Origin of the sequence: Streptomyces sp. DT2A-34 (assembly GCF_030499515.1) — a bacterium.
Classification (GTDB): Bacteria; Actinomycetota; Actinomycetes; order Streptomycetales; family Streptomycetaceae; genus Streptomyces.
In genome coordinates this window covers 4,380,981-4,398,059 of record NZ_JASTWJ010000001.1, presented here as the reverse complement: position 1 = coordinate 4,398,059, position 17,079 = coordinate 4,380,981, and the positions used below count along the sequence as shown (strand labels likewise).

The 17,079-nt window shown below is 69.4% G+C and carries 21 protein-coding genes; 15 read left to right on the top strand and 6 right to left on the bottom strand.

The window, feature by feature from the left end; translation table 11 throughout:
• The first annotated feature begins 498 nt into the window (after positions 1 to 498).
• From QQM39_RS19350 to QQM39_RS19340, 3 genes are read left to right on the top strand one after another with little or no spacing between them, the layout of a single operon-like run.
• The gene (locus tag QQM39_RS19350) at positions 499 to 1,041 is read left to right on the top strand and encodes a hypothetical protein (protein WP_301998267.1); all 543 of its coding nucleotides are present in this window, start codon (positions 499 to 501) and stop codon (positions 1,039 to 1,041) included.
• Between the two features lie 3 nt (positions 1,042 to 1,044).
• Positions 1,045 to 2,160: an MAB_1171c family putative transporter gene (locus tag QQM39_RS19345; protein ID WP_301998266.1), complete on the top strand. Its 1,116-nt coding sequence runs from the start codon at positions 1,045 to 1,047 to the stop codon at positions 2,158 to 2,160.
• 29 nt (positions 2,161 to 2,189) lie between these two features.
• Entirely contained in the window at positions 2,190 to 3,365 is a 1,176-nt protein-coding gene (locus QQM39_RS19340; protein WP_301998264.1) for an amidohydrolase family protein, read from the top strand.
• A 68-nt stretch (positions 3,366 to 3,433) separates the two neighbouring features.
• On the opposite strand, the gene QQM39_RS19335 is transcribed toward QQM39_RS19340, so the two are convergent.
• Positions 3,434 to 4,288, bottom strand: coding sequence for a helix-turn-helix transcriptional regulator (locus tag QQM39_RS19335; protein WP_301998263.1), 855 nt, complete (start codon positions 4,286 to 4,288; stop codon positions 3,434 to 3,436).
• A 985-nt stretch (positions 4,289 to 5,273) separates the two neighbouring features.
• Between QQM39_RS19335 and QQM39_RS19330 the strand changes: the two genes are divergently transcribed.
• From QQM39_RS19330 to QQM39_RS19285, 10 genes are all read left to right on the top strand, one after another.
• On the top strand, positions 5,274 to 5,633 hold the full coding sequence (locus QQM39_RS19330) for a hypothetical protein (protein WP_301998262.1): 360 nt from the start codon (positions 5,274 to 5,276) through the stop codon (positions 5,631 to 5,633).
• Between the two features lie 2 nt (positions 5,634 to 5,635).
• Positions 5,636 to 6,577, top strand: a complete 942-nt coding sequence (locus QQM39_RS19325) for a hypothetical protein (RefSeq protein WP_301998261.1) — start codon at positions 5,636 to 5,638, stop codon at positions 6,575 to 6,577.
• Positions 6,577 to 7,284: an ATP-binding protein gene (locus tag QQM39_RS19320; protein WP_301998259.1), complete on the top strand. Its 708-nt coding sequence runs from the start codon at positions 6,577 to 6,579 to the stop codon at positions 7,282 to 7,284. Before QQM39_RS19325 ends, QQM39_RS19320 begins: the two co-directional genes overlap by 1 nt.
• Positions 7,285 to 7,385: 101 nt before the next feature.
• A complete protein-coding gene (locus QQM39_RS19315; RefSeq protein ID WP_301998257.1) occupies positions 7,386 to 7,979 on the top strand; it encodes a WhiB family transcriptional regulator in 594 nt (197 codons plus the stop codon).
• Positions 7,976 to 8,998: a DUF2637 domain-containing protein gene (locus tag QQM39_RS19310; protein WP_301998255.1), complete on the top strand. Its 1,023-nt coding sequence runs from the start codon at positions 7,976 to 7,978 to the stop codon at positions 8,996 to 8,998. Before QQM39_RS19315 ends, QQM39_RS19310 begins: the two co-directional genes overlap by 4 nt.
• Positions 8,999 to 9,087: 89 nt before the next feature.
• Positions 9,088 to 9,312, top strand: coding sequence for a hypothetical protein (locus tag QQM39_RS19305; RefSeq protein WP_301998253.1), 225 nt, complete (start codon positions 9,088 to 9,090; stop codon positions 9,310 to 9,312).
• Positions 9,313 to 9,635: 323 nt separating this feature from the next.
• Positions 9,636 to 9,932 (top strand): plasmid mobilization relaxosome protein MobC, encoded by a 297-nt coding sequence (mobC, locus tag QQM39_RS19300; protein ID WP_302003639.1) that lies wholly within the window; start codon positions 9,636 to 9,638, stop codon positions 9,930 to 9,932.
• A gap of 2 nt (positions 9,933 to 9,934) precedes the next feature.
• Entirely contained in the window at positions 9,935 to 11,680 is a 1,746-nt protein-coding gene (locus QQM39_RS19295) for a relaxase/mobilization nuclease domain-containing protein (protein ID WP_301998252.1), read from the top strand.
• 67 nt (positions 11,681 to 11,747) lie between these two features.
• Entirely contained in the window at positions 11,748 to 12,155 is a 408-nt protein-coding gene (locus QQM39_RS19290) for a hypothetical protein (RefSeq protein WP_301998251.1), read from the top strand.
• A gap of 102 nt (positions 12,156 to 12,257) precedes the next feature.
• Positions 12,258 to 12,785: a proline dehydrogenase gene (locus QQM39_RS19285; RefSeq protein WP_301998249.1), complete on the top strand. Its 528-nt coding sequence runs from the start codon at positions 12,258 to 12,260 to the stop codon at positions 12,783 to 12,785.
• Between the two features lie 139 nt (positions 12,786 to 12,924).
• Here QQM39_RS19285 and QQM39_RS19280 read toward each other — a convergent pair whose 3' ends face one another.
• The 3 genes from QQM39_RS19280 to QQM39_RS19270 form a co-directional block, all read right to left on the bottom strand.
• Positions 12,925 to 13,173, bottom strand: coding sequence for an esterase (locus QQM39_RS19280; RefSeq protein WP_301998247.1), 249 nt, complete (start codon positions 13,171 to 13,173; stop codon positions 12,925 to 12,927).
• A 176-nt stretch (positions 13,174 to 13,349) separates the two neighbouring features.
• Positions 13,350 to 13,574 (bottom strand): hypothetical protein, encoded by a 225-nt coding sequence (locus tag QQM39_RS19275; protein ID WP_301998245.1) that lies wholly within the window; start codon positions 13,572 to 13,574, stop codon positions 13,350 to 13,352.
• Between the two features lie 36 nt (positions 13,575 to 13,610).
• Positions 13,611 to 13,883 carry a DUF317 domain-containing protein gene (locus QQM39_RS19270; RefSeq protein WP_301998243.1) on the bottom strand — a complete coding sequence of 91 codons (273 nt, stop codon included), beginning with the start codon at positions 13,881 to 13,883 and terminating at the stop codon, positions 13,611 to 13,613.
• 328 nt (positions 13,884 to 14,211) lie between these two features.
• Between QQM39_RS19270 and QQM39_RS19265 the strand changes: the two genes are divergently transcribed.
• Together QQM39_RS19265 and QQM39_RS19260 are read left to right on the top strand one after the other, a co-directional pair.
• On the top strand, positions 14,212 to 14,370 hold the full coding sequence (locus QQM39_RS19265; protein ID WP_301998242.1) for a hypothetical protein: 159 nt from the start codon (positions 14,212 to 14,214) through the stop codon (positions 14,368 to 14,370).
• 70 nt (positions 14,371 to 14,440) lie between these two features.
• Entirely contained in the window at positions 14,441 to 15,295 is an 855-nt protein-coding gene (locus QQM39_RS19260) for a GNAT family N-acetyltransferase (protein WP_301998239.1), read from the top strand.
• A 41-nt stretch (positions 15,296 to 15,336) separates the two neighbouring features.
• On the opposite strand, the gene QQM39_RS19255 is transcribed toward QQM39_RS19260, so the two are convergent.
• Both QQM39_RS19255 and QQM39_RS19250 read right to left on the bottom strand, forming a co-directional pair.
• On the bottom strand, positions 15,337 to 16,188 hold the full coding sequence (locus QQM39_RS19255; RefSeq protein ID WP_301998237.1) for a DUF317 domain-containing protein: 852 nt from the start codon (positions 16,186 to 16,188) through the stop codon (positions 15,337 to 15,339).
• A 28-nt stretch (positions 16,189 to 16,216) separates the two neighbouring features.
• A complete protein-coding gene (locus QQM39_RS19250; RefSeq protein ID WP_301998235.1) occupies positions 16,217 to 17,071 on the bottom strand; it encodes a DUF317 domain-containing protein in 855 nt (284 codons plus the stop codon).
• Between the last annotated feature and the right edge of the window lie 8 nt (positions 17,072 to 17,079).

Sequence of the window (17,079 nt, the reverse complement as noted above, 5' to 3'; positions counted from 1 at the left end):
AAGTGAATCAGCAGTTCAGGGCCATGATCGAAATCGGGATTGGTTGGTTTGTCAGGTTTTGCCGCGACAGGTGATCTCTGGTCGTTGGATCTTCAGGGGTGACTTTCCGGCCTTGATCTCATGTGGGCCTCGCGTAAGGTCCGAAGCTGTTCCCGTAGAGGCTTCAACGGGTCGCTTAGCTGTTCGCGTTAGCGATCTAACAGGCTTGGAGGGGCTCTCTCACGCCTCGTGGCTCGATCGCTGAGGTAGGCATGCGCCCTTTGGTCGGTGCTGGTCTCGGCGCCCGTGACCGCCTCCGTGCGCTGGCCGGGGACCCGAACATCGTTGACCCGCGGTGGCTGGTGCCCGGCTCCGAGCAAGAGCCCGATCGGCCGGTACGAAGGGATAGCTCAAATGTCTCTGGGAGAGAGTCGTCGCGACGCTTCGCAACCTCCGGTGCCTGCGCGGGGGAGGGGGAGCCGCTGGAGGCTGGGGCGCTGGCGGACTGCTGAGCGGACCGTGGAACGCGATCTTCACCGCCGACTGCGGCAGGAGCTGCGCGAGCTCGGCATCCACCCGCCTCTGGACGTGGACGAGCTGGTCAAGGCGCTCAGTGAGAGGCGCGGACGTCCGATCGTCCTGCGGCCCTTCCCGCTGGAGAAGCCCGGGCCCTCAGGGCTGTGGGTCGATACGCCGCAGATGGACGTGATCCTCTACCAGCAGGAGACGACCCGGCTGCACCAGCGGCAGATCATCCTCCACGAGATCCTTCACATCCTCGTTGCCGAATGGGAAGAGGACCAGACCGATGATTCGCCGGAGGAATCCCCGGACGACTTCGTCGAGGGTTGGGCGACCCTCATTCCCGTACTCGATCCCAAGCTGATCCGGCGGGTCGCCCGCCGCTGCTCGTACGAGGACAAGGAGGAGTGCTCGGTCGAGCTCGCGGCCACGATCATCCTGGAGTGGTCCTCGGTGCTCGACGAACTCCCCCCTCTGTCGGAGGACCCGGAGGTACGTCGGGTCCAGTCGGCCCTGGGCGACCGGCGAGGGTGGCTGTAACCAGTGAGCGGGATACTCCTGCTGATCATCGCGGCTGCCGTCGTGTGGAGGCTTTACCTGTGGTCCAGAGCCCCGCATGACGCTCCCACGAGGTCGGTCGCCCTCTGCCTGCTGAGTGCGGGCCTGTCGTACCCCGTGGCCATGCCGGGCGGCACCACCGGTATCGACACCGTGGCCGGGCACGGCACGGCGAAGCTGATCCAGAACGTCCTGTTGCTGCTGACGGTCTACTTCCTGATGTGCTTCTACCTGTACTCGGCCGACGGGCGGGCGGCGCGACGTCGCGCGCGGTGGGAAGCCGTCGTCGTGTCCGTGGTCACTGTGGCGATCATCCTGGCGGCAGCGACCGTGCCGCACGAGGACTTCGCCGGCTCGTTCAGCACAGCAGACATGACGATCCCGCAGATCGCCTTCTTCTACGCCGGCGCGGGCCTGTACCTGATGTACGCGCTCGGTGCCGCCGGACGGTGGACCGCACGCTATGCCCGCATGTCGAGCCGACCGCATGCCACAGGGCTGTGGATGACGGCGATCGGCCTCGGCGCCATGGCGGTGGCCTGCGCCGTCCGCGCGGTCTTTGTCGTCGTCCGCTGGAGCGGCGGAACCATTCCGAACCGGCTCACGGCCGGCGTGGCGTTCTGGCTTGTCGTGTCGATCCTGCTCTTCGTCGCGGGCATCACCTATTCGGCGAGTCGCTCCAGGATCACGGCCATCCGGCTGTGGCTGCGGCGGCGCCGCGATCACCGTCGGCTGAGCCCCTTGTGGCAGCTGCTGACCGACGTCTACCCGGAGAACGAACTTCGCCCTGCCTCCCGCCGCCTGTGGGATCGGTGGCGGGCGCGTGGCGTGCACCGTCGCTACCACCGGCGGATAGTGGAATGCCGGGACGGCCTGGTCGACATCAGCCCCTACCTGGTCGACGAGGACTGTGACGCCGACCTGCTCAGCCTGGATCCTGCGGAACTCGCGAGCCGACTACGGCGTGCCGCCGACACGATCCGACAGGGGGCTCCGGCACCGGGACAGGCGGTGCCGCTCGCGGTGCCGAAGGAGGACGACCGGGACGCGGACGTCCGTCAGTTGATCGCGGTGTCGGAAGCGCTCCGGCTGACCGCGTGACCGTGGAAGTGAGAGGGAGACCTAACGAAATGCTGATCACCGCCAGCCGGGTCCTGACCGGCTCCGGGAAGTACCTGGAGGACGGCGCCGTCCTCGTTGAGGGTGACTCGATCGCCGCGGTCGGACCGCGCACCCAGCTAGCCGACCGGGTCGGCGCGGACGGGAAGCACCTGGCGTTCCCCGACGCGACGCTGCTGCCCGGACTGATCGACGCCCACGTACACCTCGCGTTCGACGGCGGCGGCGACCCAGTGGCCACCCTCGCCGAGTCGAGTGACGAGAAGCTGCTGGAGGACATGCGTCGGCGTGCGGAACAGCTCCTGTCCAGCGGGGTTACGACGGTCCGGGACCTGGGAGACCGCAACGGCCTGGCACTCCGCCTGGACGAGGAGATCAGCCGAGGCAGCACGCCTGGCCCGCGAATCGTGTCCGCGGGCACACCGGCCACCCCTCCTGGCGGGCACTGCCACTTCCTGGGCGGCGAGGTCTCCGGCGTGGACCAGGTCCGCGATCTCGTACGGCGCAACCTCGCGGCGGGCGCGGGCGTGATCAAGGCCATGGTGACCGGAGGCGGCCTGACCAAGGATGGGCCAAAGAGCTGGCAGAGCCAGTTCACCCCGGAGGAGTTGCAGGCCCTGGTGGACGAGGCGCACAAGGCCGGCGTGCCGGTAGCTGCCCACGCACACGGCGCGGACGGCATCGCCGCCGCTGTGGAAGCGGGCGTGGACACGATCGAGCACTGCACCTGGATGACAGCTGACGGCTTCGACCTCCGGCAGGACGTCCTGAAGCGGATCGTCGAAGAAGGCATCGCCGTCTGCCCGGCCGTGAGCCCCCACTGGCAGATGCTCCCGCGCTTCTTCGGCGAGGAACGGGCCGCAGCCATGTTCGACCTCGTCCGTCAGATGGCGGAGGCCGGCGCAAAGCTCGTCGCCGGAACCGACGCGGGAGTCCAGCGCGCGGGGTTCGACGGACTGGTGCCTGCCCTGTCGTTCTATGCGCACCTGGGCCTGCCAAACAGCAAGATCCTCGACATGGCCACGGCCGACGCGGCCGACGCGCTTGGACTGGGCAAGACGACGGGCCGGATCGCTCCGGGATTCCGCGCAGACCTGCTGGTGATCGAGGGGGACCCCCTCGAAGACCTCGACGCGCTGCACGCGATCCGGGCCGTGATCGCCGCTGGCCGACACCACGACCGGTAGAGAGCGGCCCGAGAGCAGGAGCGGCCCCGCATGCTGTCCGAAGCCTCCGGTCGGGCTTCGGGCAGGTGCTACTCCCTGTCGTCCGGCTCTCTCTCTTCCAACTCCGTGACCAGGTCGTTGACGAACTCCATGACGTTCGTCGGCAGGCCCTGCGAGCCCATCCCTCGCCCCTTGACCCGTCCCACGGCCCCCTTCCGTGAGGCCGATAGGAGTTGGAGACCCTCGTAGACCTGGCGGGCCACGGCGTCATCCGGCTGGAAGTACATCGGTGAGACACCGAGGAACGCCGCCAGGCCCTCAAGGACGACAGGCGATGCCGTATCCACGGCGCCGGTACGCAGATCCAGAACGCCTGCTTTGGAGATGACCCGCGCCCCGGCATGCGAGTTGATCGCGTCAGCGATCTCCTCGTCCGTTGGCGGACCCTGCTCGCCGGGATACGAACGCTCCAGGATCAGGGTGATTCTCTCCGCCAACGTGCCGGGCGGTCCCCCGGTCGTGGGTGCGGTCCCGGTGGCCTCCGATTCGGCTTCACCACCCTGCGCCTTGGCGATGGATCGGTCCTCCGCGCGCCGCAACTCCTCCTCGCTCACCCCGTAGGCCGCTGCCAAGGCGGGGACGTACTTGTCCTTGAGCCGCCGCTCACCACGTTCAGCTCCCGCCACGGGACCCGCGCTCTTCGTCCCGATCAGCCTCGCCGTCTCGTACTGGTAGTAGCCGGCGTCGCAACGCAGATCGGTCAGGTCCGGGAGACCTGTGCGAGGGAAGAGATCGTCCAGTTCCCGCCGGAGTGCCTTCGCCAGGGCGGGCAGCTTCTCCGGATCGGGCGTTGCCAACCCTGTCTCCCAGCCAGCGACCGTCGAGTCCGCTACGCCGACGGCCGTCGCCACGTCGGTCTGGGCGACCTCGGCGGCGCGTCGCACAGCGCGTACTCGGCCTCTGTCGAAGTGGCGGGCGGGCATCGAACCTCGTTTTTCTGCAAACCGAAGTAACTTCGGCGCGTTGATTTTTTGTGGGAGTGGATGTAGCTTCAGCTTAGCGAAAAACGGGGAGCGTCGCACGCTCGCTCGATCTTCGCTGTCGATCTTCAGCGGTGCAGTGGCCGAGGAGATCGATCCGGGAGAGCTCTGTGCGGTCCCGCGTGTGGAGCGCTCTCAAGGTGTAATCGGCGAAGGGGTCTTATTCCTCGATCGTCGGGCGTGCTCCTGCCTTTCGGTAGGGCGCCGAGATCACATCACGGCTGCTTCGCGTTCGCGCGCGGTACTTACAAGGTGGCCGATACGCAAGGAGTTTCGCATGTCTCTGCTTCAAACGGCGACTGGCTGTATGGCTGTTCGGGCAGGGCTCGCGATCAATGGAGAAGCTCCGGTCCGTATCGCCGTGCTGTTAGTCGCATCGGATCGCGCGTTCCTGAGTCGCACGTCTACCGCGAATTAACTCATCCATGCTGGGGGGCTCGGGAGCAGTCGGAAGCGTAGTTCGGTAACGCGGCCGGTACGGCAGCTGCCAGGAGTGTGCGCCCCAAGGCCCCGCAGCGGCTTCGCGGCCTGCAGGTAGAACGCTCCCTGGGAGCGGGCAGAGACGCATCACCTCAGCAATATATGTCGAGTTGGCGTCGGATCAGCCCACAGACCGCAATCCACTGGAGTGTTGGAAGCGGTGTGCATATGTTGCTGGTCCCTCGGCGAAATCGCCGAATCAGGATGTCCTCAAGGGAGGAAACGAGAGCCACACCAGGCGCCAAGTACGCGGATTTCAGCGGGAGATGAGACCGGCGCCCAGAAGTTAGCAGCTTCCGGGCGCCAGGCCCGCCACCCCTGAGGGCGCGGATTCATAACCGGGGCGAGTCGGCTGACCTTTTCGACGAGAACGGCCGTCCCACCCCACCTACGAGTAAGGAATTGTCGCATGCCCGAGTCCTGGACCGGAAGGGCGCTCGCCGCCCAGCCCGCCAAGACCGACGACCCCACCGCCAGCACCCGCCAGCACCGCCTGGCCGTTCTCCTCGCGGACATGGTGCCCGGTGCCCGTACCGTCCGCGTCTCGCGGCATCAGCCCAGCCAGACCTGGCCGAGCCCCTACACCCGCGCGTACGACGAGCGGGGGCAGCCCATACCTCTCAACCGGACCCAGCGCGTGGCCGCCGCCCGCTGGGTGATCCGAGCCTTCCCCGAGGTGAATTGGGACGAGGCGCACGACCTCGATCTCGCCACTGGGACCCTGCGTCCCACGGCCGGGGCCCGTGCCCATTCGGACGGGGGCTGCTGACCGTGGCCCGGATCCGAACGATCAAGCCCGAGGCCTTCGCGTCCGAGTCGCTCGCCGCGGTCTCCCTCGCCGCGGAGCGGACCTTCTTCGGCCTCCTCACCCAGGCCGACGACCACGGTCGCTTCCGCGACCAGCCCGCCGTGATCACCGGACTGCTGTGGTCGCTGCGCCCGGAGCACGGCCCCGTGGACGTCGAGGACGACCTGACCCAGCTCGCCGCCGCCCACCTGATCTGCCGCTACGCAGGCGATGACGGCAAGAGGTACCTGCACATCGTCACCTGGCGCCAGCATCAGAAGGTCAACCGGCCCAGCGGCGTCCGCTTCCCCGCCTGCCCGCACCACGACGTCGAGCAGCCCGCATCGGACGCACCGCGAACTCACGGAGACGGCACTGAGTCCTCCGTGAAGACGCACGGAGGACTCAGTGAGGGCTCACGCACCCAGCACGAGCTCCCCGACCCTTACAAAACCGCAGCCCAGAACGCATCCCAGGACCCCTCACGGAGCACTCATGGAGGACTCAGTGAGCCCTCGATGAGCCCTCACGGTCCGGATCTAGGATCTAGGAACTTGGATCTAGGAACTACTTCTCCTTCGGGGAGCGCAGGCGCCCCCGCACCGGAGACCGTCTCGACCCAGCAGCTCATGGCCGAGTACGCGGCTGCATGTGCCCACCGCCCGCCCAGCGGCGTGCTCGGTCACCTCGGACGGGAGACCGCCAAGCTCCTCGCGGAGGGCATCGATCCGGACCACATCCGAGCCGGGCTGGCCCGTCACCGGGCGAAGGGGCTGCACCCGAGCACCCTGCCGAGCCTGGTCCACGAGGCCATGAACGCCACCCCCGCCGGTTTGGTGCGGACGGAATCCCGGCCTAACGTGCCCGGTCACCGGGCCTGGGCCAACCCCAGCGACCCTGCCGCCGCCTACGCCGAGGAGCTGTGATGCGCGACCGTGACGCCCAGCCCATCGGCGGCATCGCCCGCCGCTTGGCGGGCATCCTCACCGCCCGGGGCATCGACCCAGCCGTCCAACTCACCGACCCCGTCGAGCCGATCCCCGCCCTCCAGGCGGCCCAGGCCCGCATCCCGGCCCGCTACCAGGCCGCCGTCGCCGACCACCCGGCGGTCGCCGCCTGGGTCCGCGCGATCGCCGAGGCCGGCCGTCCTGGACCCGAGGGAGCGCCGGGCATCGCGCAGGGCCGCTCGCTGCTGATCGTCGGCACCACCGGCACCGGCAAGACCTACCAGGCGTACGGCGCGATCCGCTCGCTGCTCATCGCCGGAGTCCGGCTGCGCTGGAAGGCGACCACCGCAGCCGACCTGTACGCCGAGCTGCGACCCCGCCCCGGCCACGACGGCGAGCGGGAGCTGATGGACCTCGCCCGCTGCCCGCTGCTGATCATCGACGACCTCGGGGCGGCCAAGAACAGCGAGTGGACCGAGGAGATCACGATGCGGCTGATCAACCGCCGCTACAACGAGATGCTCCCGACGCTCATCACCACCAACCTCGGCATGGCCGACCTGCGTCAGCACATCGGCGACCGGGTCGCCTCACGGCTGACCGAGATGAGCGACAAGGTCATCCTCGACGGCCCCGACCGCAGACGAGCCCTCGCAGCCGAGCGGCGCCGCATCGCCGCCGCCTGATCCCCGCCGCGACCGGCTGCCGCCGCCTCCGCCTCCTTCACGCACCAACCCCTGGGACGCGCCTGCCCAAAAACGCGCCCGGGGCGACCGGAGACACCCACATGCACAGCACCGAGAACCAGACCCCGCGCACCCTCGGCAACCTCACCTGGCACGACAGCGCCGCCTGCCGCTCGACAACCCACCACCAGGTCGATCCGGAGATCTTCTTCCCCGAGCCGGACGAGATGGACCGCATCCGCGCCGCCAAGGCCCTGTGCGCGCAGTGCCCCGTCCGCGCAACCTGCCTCGACGCGGCCCTCGAAAACGGCGACCGCGACGGCATCCGGGGCGGCATGACCGAAGAGGAACGCGCCCCCCTGCACCGCAAGCTCCATCGCCGCTTCGACTACGCCCGCGTGAACGAGGTGTTGGCCGGCCGCGACATCCACCTCACCCAGGCCGAGCGTGACGCCGTCGTCATAGCCGCCTACCACGCCAACGTGCCGGCCGAGCGGCTCGCCTGGCTGCTCAAGATCACCGAGGAGCACGCCGAGAAGCTCTACCGCAACATCCGCCGGGAGATCCGCAACCGCGCCGTCGACCAGAAGAAGAAGGCGAACAAGGGGAAGAAGAAGCCCAAGAGCCCCACCAAGGAGCTCAAGACACCCGCAGCCGAGACCCCCGAACGCGACGACCTCGGGACGGCCGCGTGAGCCACAGCGCGCCGACACCGGCTCACATCACCGGCTGGGACCGAGCCGCGATCGTCGCCCTCGGCGGCGCAGGGTGCGCGCTCTCGTACGACGCCCTGCAGCAGATGGCCACCGCCATCCACGTCCGCGGACCCCTCACGTTCCTCTTCCCCCTGGTGATTGACGGCTTCATCGCCTACGGGGTACGCGCCCTCCTGGTCCTGCGCACCGCCTCGTTCGCGGCCCGCCTGTACGTGTGGACACTCTTCGGCACCGCGACGGCCGCCAGCATCTGGGCCAATGCCCTGCACGCCGTACGCCTCAACCAGCAGCACCCCGGAGGTGGCGGACTGCGGCTCGGCGACGTCACCGTCGGCGCCCTGTCCACCCTCGCCCCGCTCGCCCTGGCCGGAGCCGTCCACCTGTACATCCTCATCGCCCGCCGGGTCACCGAGGCCGGTCACCACGGACACTCGGACACCTTCACCGTCCGCACTGACCGGATCGCCGCTGACCGGCCGGAGACCCCGCTCGCGACGGACGGACACCGGCCGGTCCCGGCCACCTCCGGACACTCGGCCACGCTCACCCGGCCGGAGAGCGGCCGTCCGGCGGTCACCCCCGGCCCGAGCGTGCCGCGAACGGCTGACCGGGAGGAGCCGTCCGGACACCCGGCGAGCGCTCCGGAGACGGAGCTGGCGCACAGCGGTGACGCCGCTGACCTGGGCGGACAGCCGGTCAGTAGACCTGCCCCGGTCACCCGCCTGCGGCTGGCCGCCCCGTCGGTCACCGAGCCGGAGACCCGTCCGGACAACGCCTCGGAGACCTCGGACAACGGCCGTCCGGACACCGCCCCGTCGGCGGACACCCTCCTGCCGATCGCCCGCCAGGCGGTCGCCGACGCGGGCAAGGTCACCCGCGCGGTCGTCGCCGACGCCATCCGCGGGCAGGGCAAAACGCTGGCCAGTGACCGGCTGACCACCCTGATGCAGCAACTGCGCGCCGAGACCGGCCAAAAGTCGGCCACCAAGACCGGCTGACCGACCGGCCCGGATAAGCGGGCGGCCAACGGCCACGGCCGGGCCGCCCGCACCCCACCGACTCCCCTCCATGCACCGGAGACACCACGATGCGCACCACCCCGGCAACTCCCGCCGAAGCCGACGCCTGGATCACCGTGCTTCTGCGATACGGCCACCTGCACCGAGCCGAACACGGCCCGGACGGCACCTGGACCGTCCAGCGAACCTCGGCCAGCACACCCCGCACCCTGCACCACCCGGTCCTCGCGCTCGACTTCGTCGCCGAGGTCCTCCGCGACATGCGCCGTACGAAGGCCCAGACGCCCCGATGACACGCCCCGAGACGCCCGAAACAACCTCTGACCTGCAGCGAGACGACTGCCCGGCACGAAGCCGAGCAAGCTGTACCTTCCGAAACTCCTCCGCAGCCACGGGCTGCGGAGGAGTTTCGGAAGGGCTTACCCCCGCCCCGGGAGCGACGGGGGAGGCCCGGCACCAGGGGGTGCCGGGCTCGGAGGCTGCGACCGAGGGCGGATCGCAGCCAGGAGGGGAACCGAAGCTGCCCGCCGCACCGCGTACGCGACCTCGCCTGCGCCAGCGTGTGCACCGTGACCAAGTCCGCAGCGTCCGGCTGACCTCCGACGAACTCGCGTTGGTGAAGCGTGCGGCGGAAGCCGTCGGTCTGAAGACCGCCGGGTTTCTTGCCGACGCGGCGGTCGCGGTCGCCCAGGCTCAAGGAGGTCCCCAGCCTTGGCTGTTGGACCAGCGTGGCCGGGTCGAAGAACTGATGGCCGCCAGCGCACAGCTCGCCCGTGTCGGCGGCAACCTCAATCAGGTGGCCCGCATCCTGAACTCCGGCGGTCAGGTGGAGTACGTGGACGCCGCGATCGCCCGTGTCCTGCGGGTTGCGGACCGGGTCGAGGCCGCCGCGATCGAGATTGCGCGGCGCTGACGGTGGTCCCCGACATCTCCACCGGCAGCCGGACGTACGGGCTCCTCAACTACCTCTACGGCCCCGGCCGCCGTGAAGAACACGCCGATCCGCATCTCGTTGCAGCCTGGATGCCCGAACTCGCCCCCGACCCCGGACGCGACCCGTCCGCCACGCTCAAGCAACTCACCGACCGACTCGACCTTCCCGTCCTCGCCCTTCCGAAGGGCCAGCGACCGGCCCGGCACGTGTGGCACTGCCCCGTCCGCACCGCCCCCGGCGACCGCCACCTCACCGACGCCGAGTGGGCCGAGGTTGCCCGTCGCATCGTCCACGCCACCGGCATCGCCGAATACGGCGACGACAAGGCCTGCCGGTGGATCGCCGTACGCCACGCCGACGACCACATCCATCTCGTCGCCACCCTCAAGCGCGAAGACGGGCGCAGCCCCCGCCGCCACGAAGACGGCATCCGCGCCCAGGCCGAATGCCGCAAGATCGAGAAGGAGTTCGGCCTGCAGATCCTCAACGGCGGCGACCGCACCGCCGCCCAGCGCCCCACCAGCGCCGAACGCTCCAAGGCCGAACGAACCGGACGGACCGAGACACCCCGCGAGACCCTGCGGGAGAGCGTCCGCCACGCCCTGGCCGGAGCAGCCAGCGAGGAAGAGTTCTTCCACCGCCTCGCCGAGGCCGGCCTTCGGGTCGAACAGCGCATCGCCCCGTCCGGCGACGCCCTCGGATACAAGGTCGCCCTCCCCGGCGACCGGAACCGCGACGGCGAACCCATCTGGTTCTCCGGCTCCAAACTCGCCCCGGACCTCTCCCTCCCCAAAATCCGCCAGCGCCTTCATGCCGGACGCCCCGACGGCAAACCCGTCACCGACCATGGTGATGAACGAGTACTTCCCCCGGCCCGCGCCCGGCGCCAGGCAGTCCCGGCCGCCGAACGAGCGGCATCGATCCTCCACGAGGACGACGACGAAGACTCTGCCGCCCAACTCGTCGGCGCTGGCGAACTCCTCGACGCCATCGCCCAGACTGCCCCGGCCTCCACCCGTAAGGAACTCGTCGAGGCCGCCCGCGCCTTCGAACGCGCCACCCGTTCCCACGTCCGCGCCGAGCGCGCCGACAACCGCGCTGTTCGCGCCGCCGCTCGCGGCATCATCCGCGCTGGCAACGCCCTCGGCAAAGGCGAAGACGGCGGCGCCACCGCGATGGTCCTGTCCACGATGGTCCTCGTCACCATCGCCGCCGTGCGCTGGCACTCCGCCCGCGGCCACGCCCAGCAGGCAGCCGCCGCCCAGCGAGCCGCACAACACCTGCGCAGCGCCTACCGATCAGCCGCCACTGCCCCGATGAACACTATGCGCGAACACGGCCGACGCCTCCCCGAACCCGTACGAGAGCGGTACGCCGGCACTCTCGAAACCGCCCTGCCCGACCAGGCTGACGTGATACGCCACGAACCCGGCTGGGACGCCCTCGCCGCCACCCTGGACCAGGCCGAGCGCGCAGGACACGACCCCGATGCTCTGCTCCAGCAGGCTGTCGAATGGCGCGAACTGGAAACCGCCGACAGCGTCACCGACGTCCTCGTCTGGCGACTACGACGCATCGCCAACTTGCCCGCCACCATGGCACCACCGCGCGCACGCACGGACACTCGGGCGGCGCAATCGCGCTCTCATCCATCTCCGCTACCGGTACCCGAGGCGCCGGCCGTGACCCACCGTGTGGACCCTCATCCCCGAGGACCAAGGCGCTGAGCAGCGCAAAGAGCTGGACATCGACGGCCGGCGCCTGTTAGGGCTGGTTGATATGGAGAAGGAGACAATGCAGATACTCGACGAAGGCCTCCACCCTCAGAGAACCGTTCTGCCGGAGACGGCCCTCGGCGACGACCCCCTGCGGCGCCTCCAGGAGGAGATGCAACTCGGCGACGGCAGCATCGGCCTCCGCGCCACCACCCACCCCGAGGAAATCGTCATCACCGGGATCCCGGTGATGTGCCCGCGGTGCGGCGCCCGGCGCGACTGGATGGTCATCTGCGACCGCAACGAGATCAGCATCCGCTGCCGCTGCGCACACCAGTGGGTCGAGCGCGAACTGACCCGAGCGGACTACGAGGCGATAATCGACGTCGGCGGCCAGGACTACCCGAGCTTGGAGGCCGCGGCCCAGGCCACGGGCTACGACGGCACGCTCGCCGGCATCTATCTGACCGAGTCCAGGCCCGAATAGGTCCCGTGGGCAGCACCAGGGCTCATGAGGCTCCCTGTGAACGACCAGATCTCGCTCCGGGGGCGCACTTCAAGTGCGCCTGGGCGTAGGGAGAATGGGTCGGTGGACGCTGGACTCGCCGCTCTGCTCGGTGCCGCCGTAGGCTCACTCGCCACCCTTGGCTCCGCGATGGTCACCGGGCGCGCGGCGGCGCGCTCGCAGTTCGTCCAGTGGCGTCGGCAGCACCGCCGGGACGCCTACGCGAACTACCTGGGCGCGGTGTACGACCGTGATGTCGCCCTGGACGCAGTGCGTGACGCGCTGCGGGCGGACCGGCCGGACTTGAGGGACGTCGACGAGAAGATGGAGCGCTTCATCGCCCAGGCCCGGGGCGTCCACCGGGCTGCCGAGCTTGTCCTCCTGGAGGGGCCGCCTTCCGTGGTGGAGGCGCTTTACGGGGTGGTCCGCGCGGCTGCCGACCTCGCCGAGGTCGTGCGGCGGATGGTGCGTGACGCTCACGCGGAAGACACCTCCCGCAAGGCCGAGGACACCGCGCTCGCCGCCGAGCGGGAGCACTTGCTCTACCAGGCCGTGAAGGCACTTCGCGCGGCAGCCGCCGACGTCCTCGGCGACAGCGGGATACGTCTCTAATAGCCGCGCTCGTGGGCACACCAGCGGTCTGCAGTAAGAAGGCACTCAGCCGTCCGAGACAGCACAGCGATGTCCCAACGCCACGAGGGCTGCCCCCAATCTTTGGGGCAGCCCTCGGAAGTTCGCGGCGAACGGGTCGTCAGCGGGTGGCCAGGTGGTTGGCGAGGTGCAGCGCGTCGGTGGCGACGGACAGAGCGGTGTGAAGCCCAATGACCTCGTGAAGGGTGGGGTGCACGACCGTGGTCCAGTCGCCGTGGAGGTCCGGCCATCTGGCGAGGAGGACCTCCGCTGAGGCCAGACGGAGGCGAGCGGTCACATCCATTCCGCCTCCGAGCCCGGGCTCCCAGCTGAGCAGGATGGAGCCGGGATGGAGACGCTCGGGCTTCACGTTGCTTATCCACACCGTGTGGATCGGCTGGGCGCAATGAGGCGGCACGCAGCGGAGGAGAGCGCCGCGCACCGACCGTGGCATGGGGTGATGGACCAGGTCACTGAGGAGCAGGTGGTGCGAGGAGTCGGAGGATTTGATCGGCGGCGCAGTGGGACGTGTCCGCGGGTGGCACGTCATACGTCGGCCCAGTCCAGCTGATTGCGGACGGCGGGCGGCAGCACGCCCTCCTGGCCGTTTTCAGCGATGTAGACGGCTCCGGTCGCCCCAGTGATCTCCATGGTGCGGCCGATGCGGTGGGCGTAGGGCCAGTCGGGATTGATGGCGAGGTACACGGGCAGGCCGGGGTCGAAGGTCTGGAGCTGGTGAACCAGTTGGCCAACGGTGATCTCGGAGGGCAAGACGGTCTCCTGGGCGATGAGAGTGCGGAGCAGGTGTCACACGCAGGTGCAGTAGCGGGTGGGGAAGTTGATCAGAGCGGCGAGGAACCCGGCCACGGCCTGTGCCGGGGTATCCGGTCCGAAGGTCTGGCGCCAGGCCTTGATGCCGCTGTTGTCCGTGACGTGGATGTGCCACAGCTCGCCGCGTGCTGCCTCCTGGGTCTCGGGGAGAAAGCCCACGTACACGCGTCGGTCGGGGCTGGCGCAGTGGACGTTGCAGTCCAGGTCGGCGACGACGTCCCATCCCTGGGCCTTGAGAAGGTCGGTCACGGGTCGGGCGCAGTGGCATTCGAGGAGCCACTCACGCTCGCCGAGGGCGGGCGGAGGAAGCTCTGCGAGAGGCCGGAACATGGTTGTGGTGGTGAGCGTCACGAACAGAGAACCCTTCGTTGACCTGGGGTTTTTCCGGGCTCCCGTACGTTGACATGGTCTTGGGCGGTGTCTCCAGTCGTTGCCCGCGGTGTGCGTCTGCCGTGGGCGAACTGGGCACGGATGCGGCGCCTGATGTCCGTCCAACGCGGAATGAAACGGTCGTCTGCTCAGCTGGTGCGGGAGCGGCCGCTTGCGTGGCCGGATGGAGAGAAGGGGAGGAGCGGGCTTGAGCAGCGAGGAGAGTCGCGAGCACGATGAGGCTGTCGACGACGTCGAGGCGGCGTCGTTGGGCCGGTCCCGGATGGCTGATGGGCGGCGGATCGAGCTGAGCGTAGGGGAGCTGGCGCGGCTGGTGACGCCGGGGCTGACGGGTCCCTATGAGTGAGTCGGTGTCAGCGTGCCTCTCTCAGCGGAAAACCACGGGCGCACGCCGACAGCGCGCGGGATCATGAGGCATGAGTCCGGATGGCTGGCACTTCGCCGAAGACGTCGACGACTTTCTCGCTCGTGCCGGAGACTTCCTGCGCTCGCGTCCCGTCCTTCACACCGTCCCGCTGACGGTGACCGAGGCACTGAGTACGCGCGGGGCGGACGCGTACGGCGACGACGCCCCCATCTTCGGCCTGCTGGAGCGGGCGGGCGAGGTCCGCGCGACCTTCTTCCGTACCCCGCCCCGCCGGCTGACCCTCACCCCGCTCACCCCCGAAGAGGCCGACAGCCTCGCCGCCCACCTAGCTGACCTCGGCCATCCCCTCCCCGGCGTCAACGCGGACCACGACACCGCCACCTCCTTCGCCGAGGCTTGGCAGCGGCACACGGGGGCGATACCCGCGCTGCACGAGCGGGAGCGTCTGTACCGCCTGGGCACGCTCACGCCACCGGAGCCGTTCCCTGAGGGCCGCGGGCGAATCGCGGGTGAGGAAGACCGTGAGCGACTCATGCTCTGGCACCGAGAGTTCGTCACCGACATCGGGGGAACTCCCGCTGCAGACAACGGCTCATGGGCGGACACGCGCATCGCCGACGAACGCGTCACGCTGTGGGAAACCTCGGACGGCACCCCCGTCTCCATGGCGGGCAGGACGCCCATGGTCGCGGGCCAGATCCGGGTGGCCCCCGTCTATACCCCAGCCCACCTGCGAGGTCGCGGTTACGCGGGCGCCGCGACAGTCGAGGCGAGCCGGGCCGCACTCGCCGCGGGCGCAGCGGAGGTGCTGCTGTTCGCGGACCTGGCCAACCCCACCAGTAACGGCTTGTATCAGAGGATTGGGTACCGCCCCGTCGCCGACTTCGCGGTGTACGACTTCTAGCACGTCGCTCCGGAGAGCTGGCGAAGTGTGGGGTACGTCGGTTATCGACGGCGGAAGGCGCGGGCCGGAAGAACGGCGCTGGGACCGGATGCGGTCGCCATCGTGGGGGCACGGACGACGGCCCGGGGAATGGTGGTGCGAGCGCGGGCGGCAGCGGCTCGGCGGACATCGAGTGGAGTCGGTACCGGCGGTGTGACTGGAGTGATGTGGGCCGCTCCGCGGTTTCGGGAGGGAACCTCGGGCGCGTACCGGAGCACGGGTGTGGGGTCGGCAAGGCGTGCGGTGGTCGCCGCGATCAGGTGGATGGGCGTGCGGGAGGTGAAAGTGGCGTACCAGCGTGAGTGGTAACCGTCCTTGCCGCCCCACAGCAGCCATCGGTGCGTGTCGGAGTGCAGCTCGGCCTGCGCGTCGGGGAGTCGGCGCGAGTAGGTGAGGCCGGCCAGTTGGTCGGGGGCGGTGCATGTGGTCGCAGCCCACGTGTCCGTGCGCTGCCACCCTGCTCGTGTCAGGGGCCGCAAGGCCTCGTCGATCCGATGGTCCACACCGGACAGGAAGGCGTCCGGCCCCTTCGTGTAACTGCTGGCGAGGGTGGTGGTGAAGGCGGTCACCAGCTCGGTGGGGGTGGGCGTGTCGAAGGTGGCCATCCAGTGCGGAGGGCCGAAGGGATCAGCGTGGACGGCGACTTTCCACAGCGTGTTGTCCTCCCCCTCGGGCAGATAGCCCAGGCGTATGTGCCGTTGCGGGGAGGAGACGTACACGTTCGCCAGCTCGTCGTCGTGGAGGGCGAAGCCGTGATCGAGGAGGGGTGCGAGGGCGGGGTCGCCGGTGACGGTGCAGCCGGCGAGGTAGAGCGGGGAGACGTACACGTCCCCGTCGGGGGCGATGATCGGCACGGTGGGACTCCGGGGCTGAGAGTGAGGGTCAGCGCTGCCGTCGGGAGCCGACGTGCGTGGCGAGGGCGGTCGGCGCGGCCTGAGGCGGAGGTACGTGCGTCGCCTGGGCTTGGGTGCTGCGGGCGAGCGCCGCTGCGGCCCGCGGGCCGGGCCCGGCCGCGTCCGCGCGGGCGACCGAGACCAGTGAGCGGTGCCGGTCGGGGATCTGGTCCAGGGCGCGCGGCACGGGGGTGGGGTCCGTGAACACGGCGGTCGAGGCCGTGATGAGGTGCTGCGGGGTGTACCGGCTGAAGAAGGCCTGCCAGCTCGGTGTGTACACGGGGTCGGGGCCGGCGGACATGCGCCACGTCGACTTCTCGGGCGTGAGCAGCTCGTCGTACTCGTGCAGCCAGCCGACGCTCATCTGATTGGTAGCGTGGCCGTCGGGGGAGACCGTACGGAACGGTCGGGTGCCGTGTACCGGCTCCCACCGGTGGTGCGCGGTGAGGGAGGCGGGGCTGGTGCCCGTGTAGTGCTGGCCACCGCTTAGGTAGTCGGCGAAGTTGTTGTGCACTCCCTCGACGAGGGTCTCGGTGAAGGCGGCCACGATCTCGTGGGGTGTGTTCCGGTCGAACGTGGTGATCCAGTCGGGGACGCCGAGCGGGTCCTCGGCGTAGGAGATGGTCCATCCGCCGTAGAAGCTCTCCAGGGCGTTGGCGACACGTACGCGCTGGCACGGGCTCGTGTAGTACGTGTCGGTGCCGAAGGCGACGGCCTTGATCCAACCGGGAGCGAGATCAAGGGAGTTGAAGATGCTGTGGTTGTCGCCAGGACCGGCGAGGTAGCCGGGGCTGACCAGGACATCCGCGTTGAGGTCGAGGGCGAGGGGATCCAGGCTGGGCATGAGAGGGC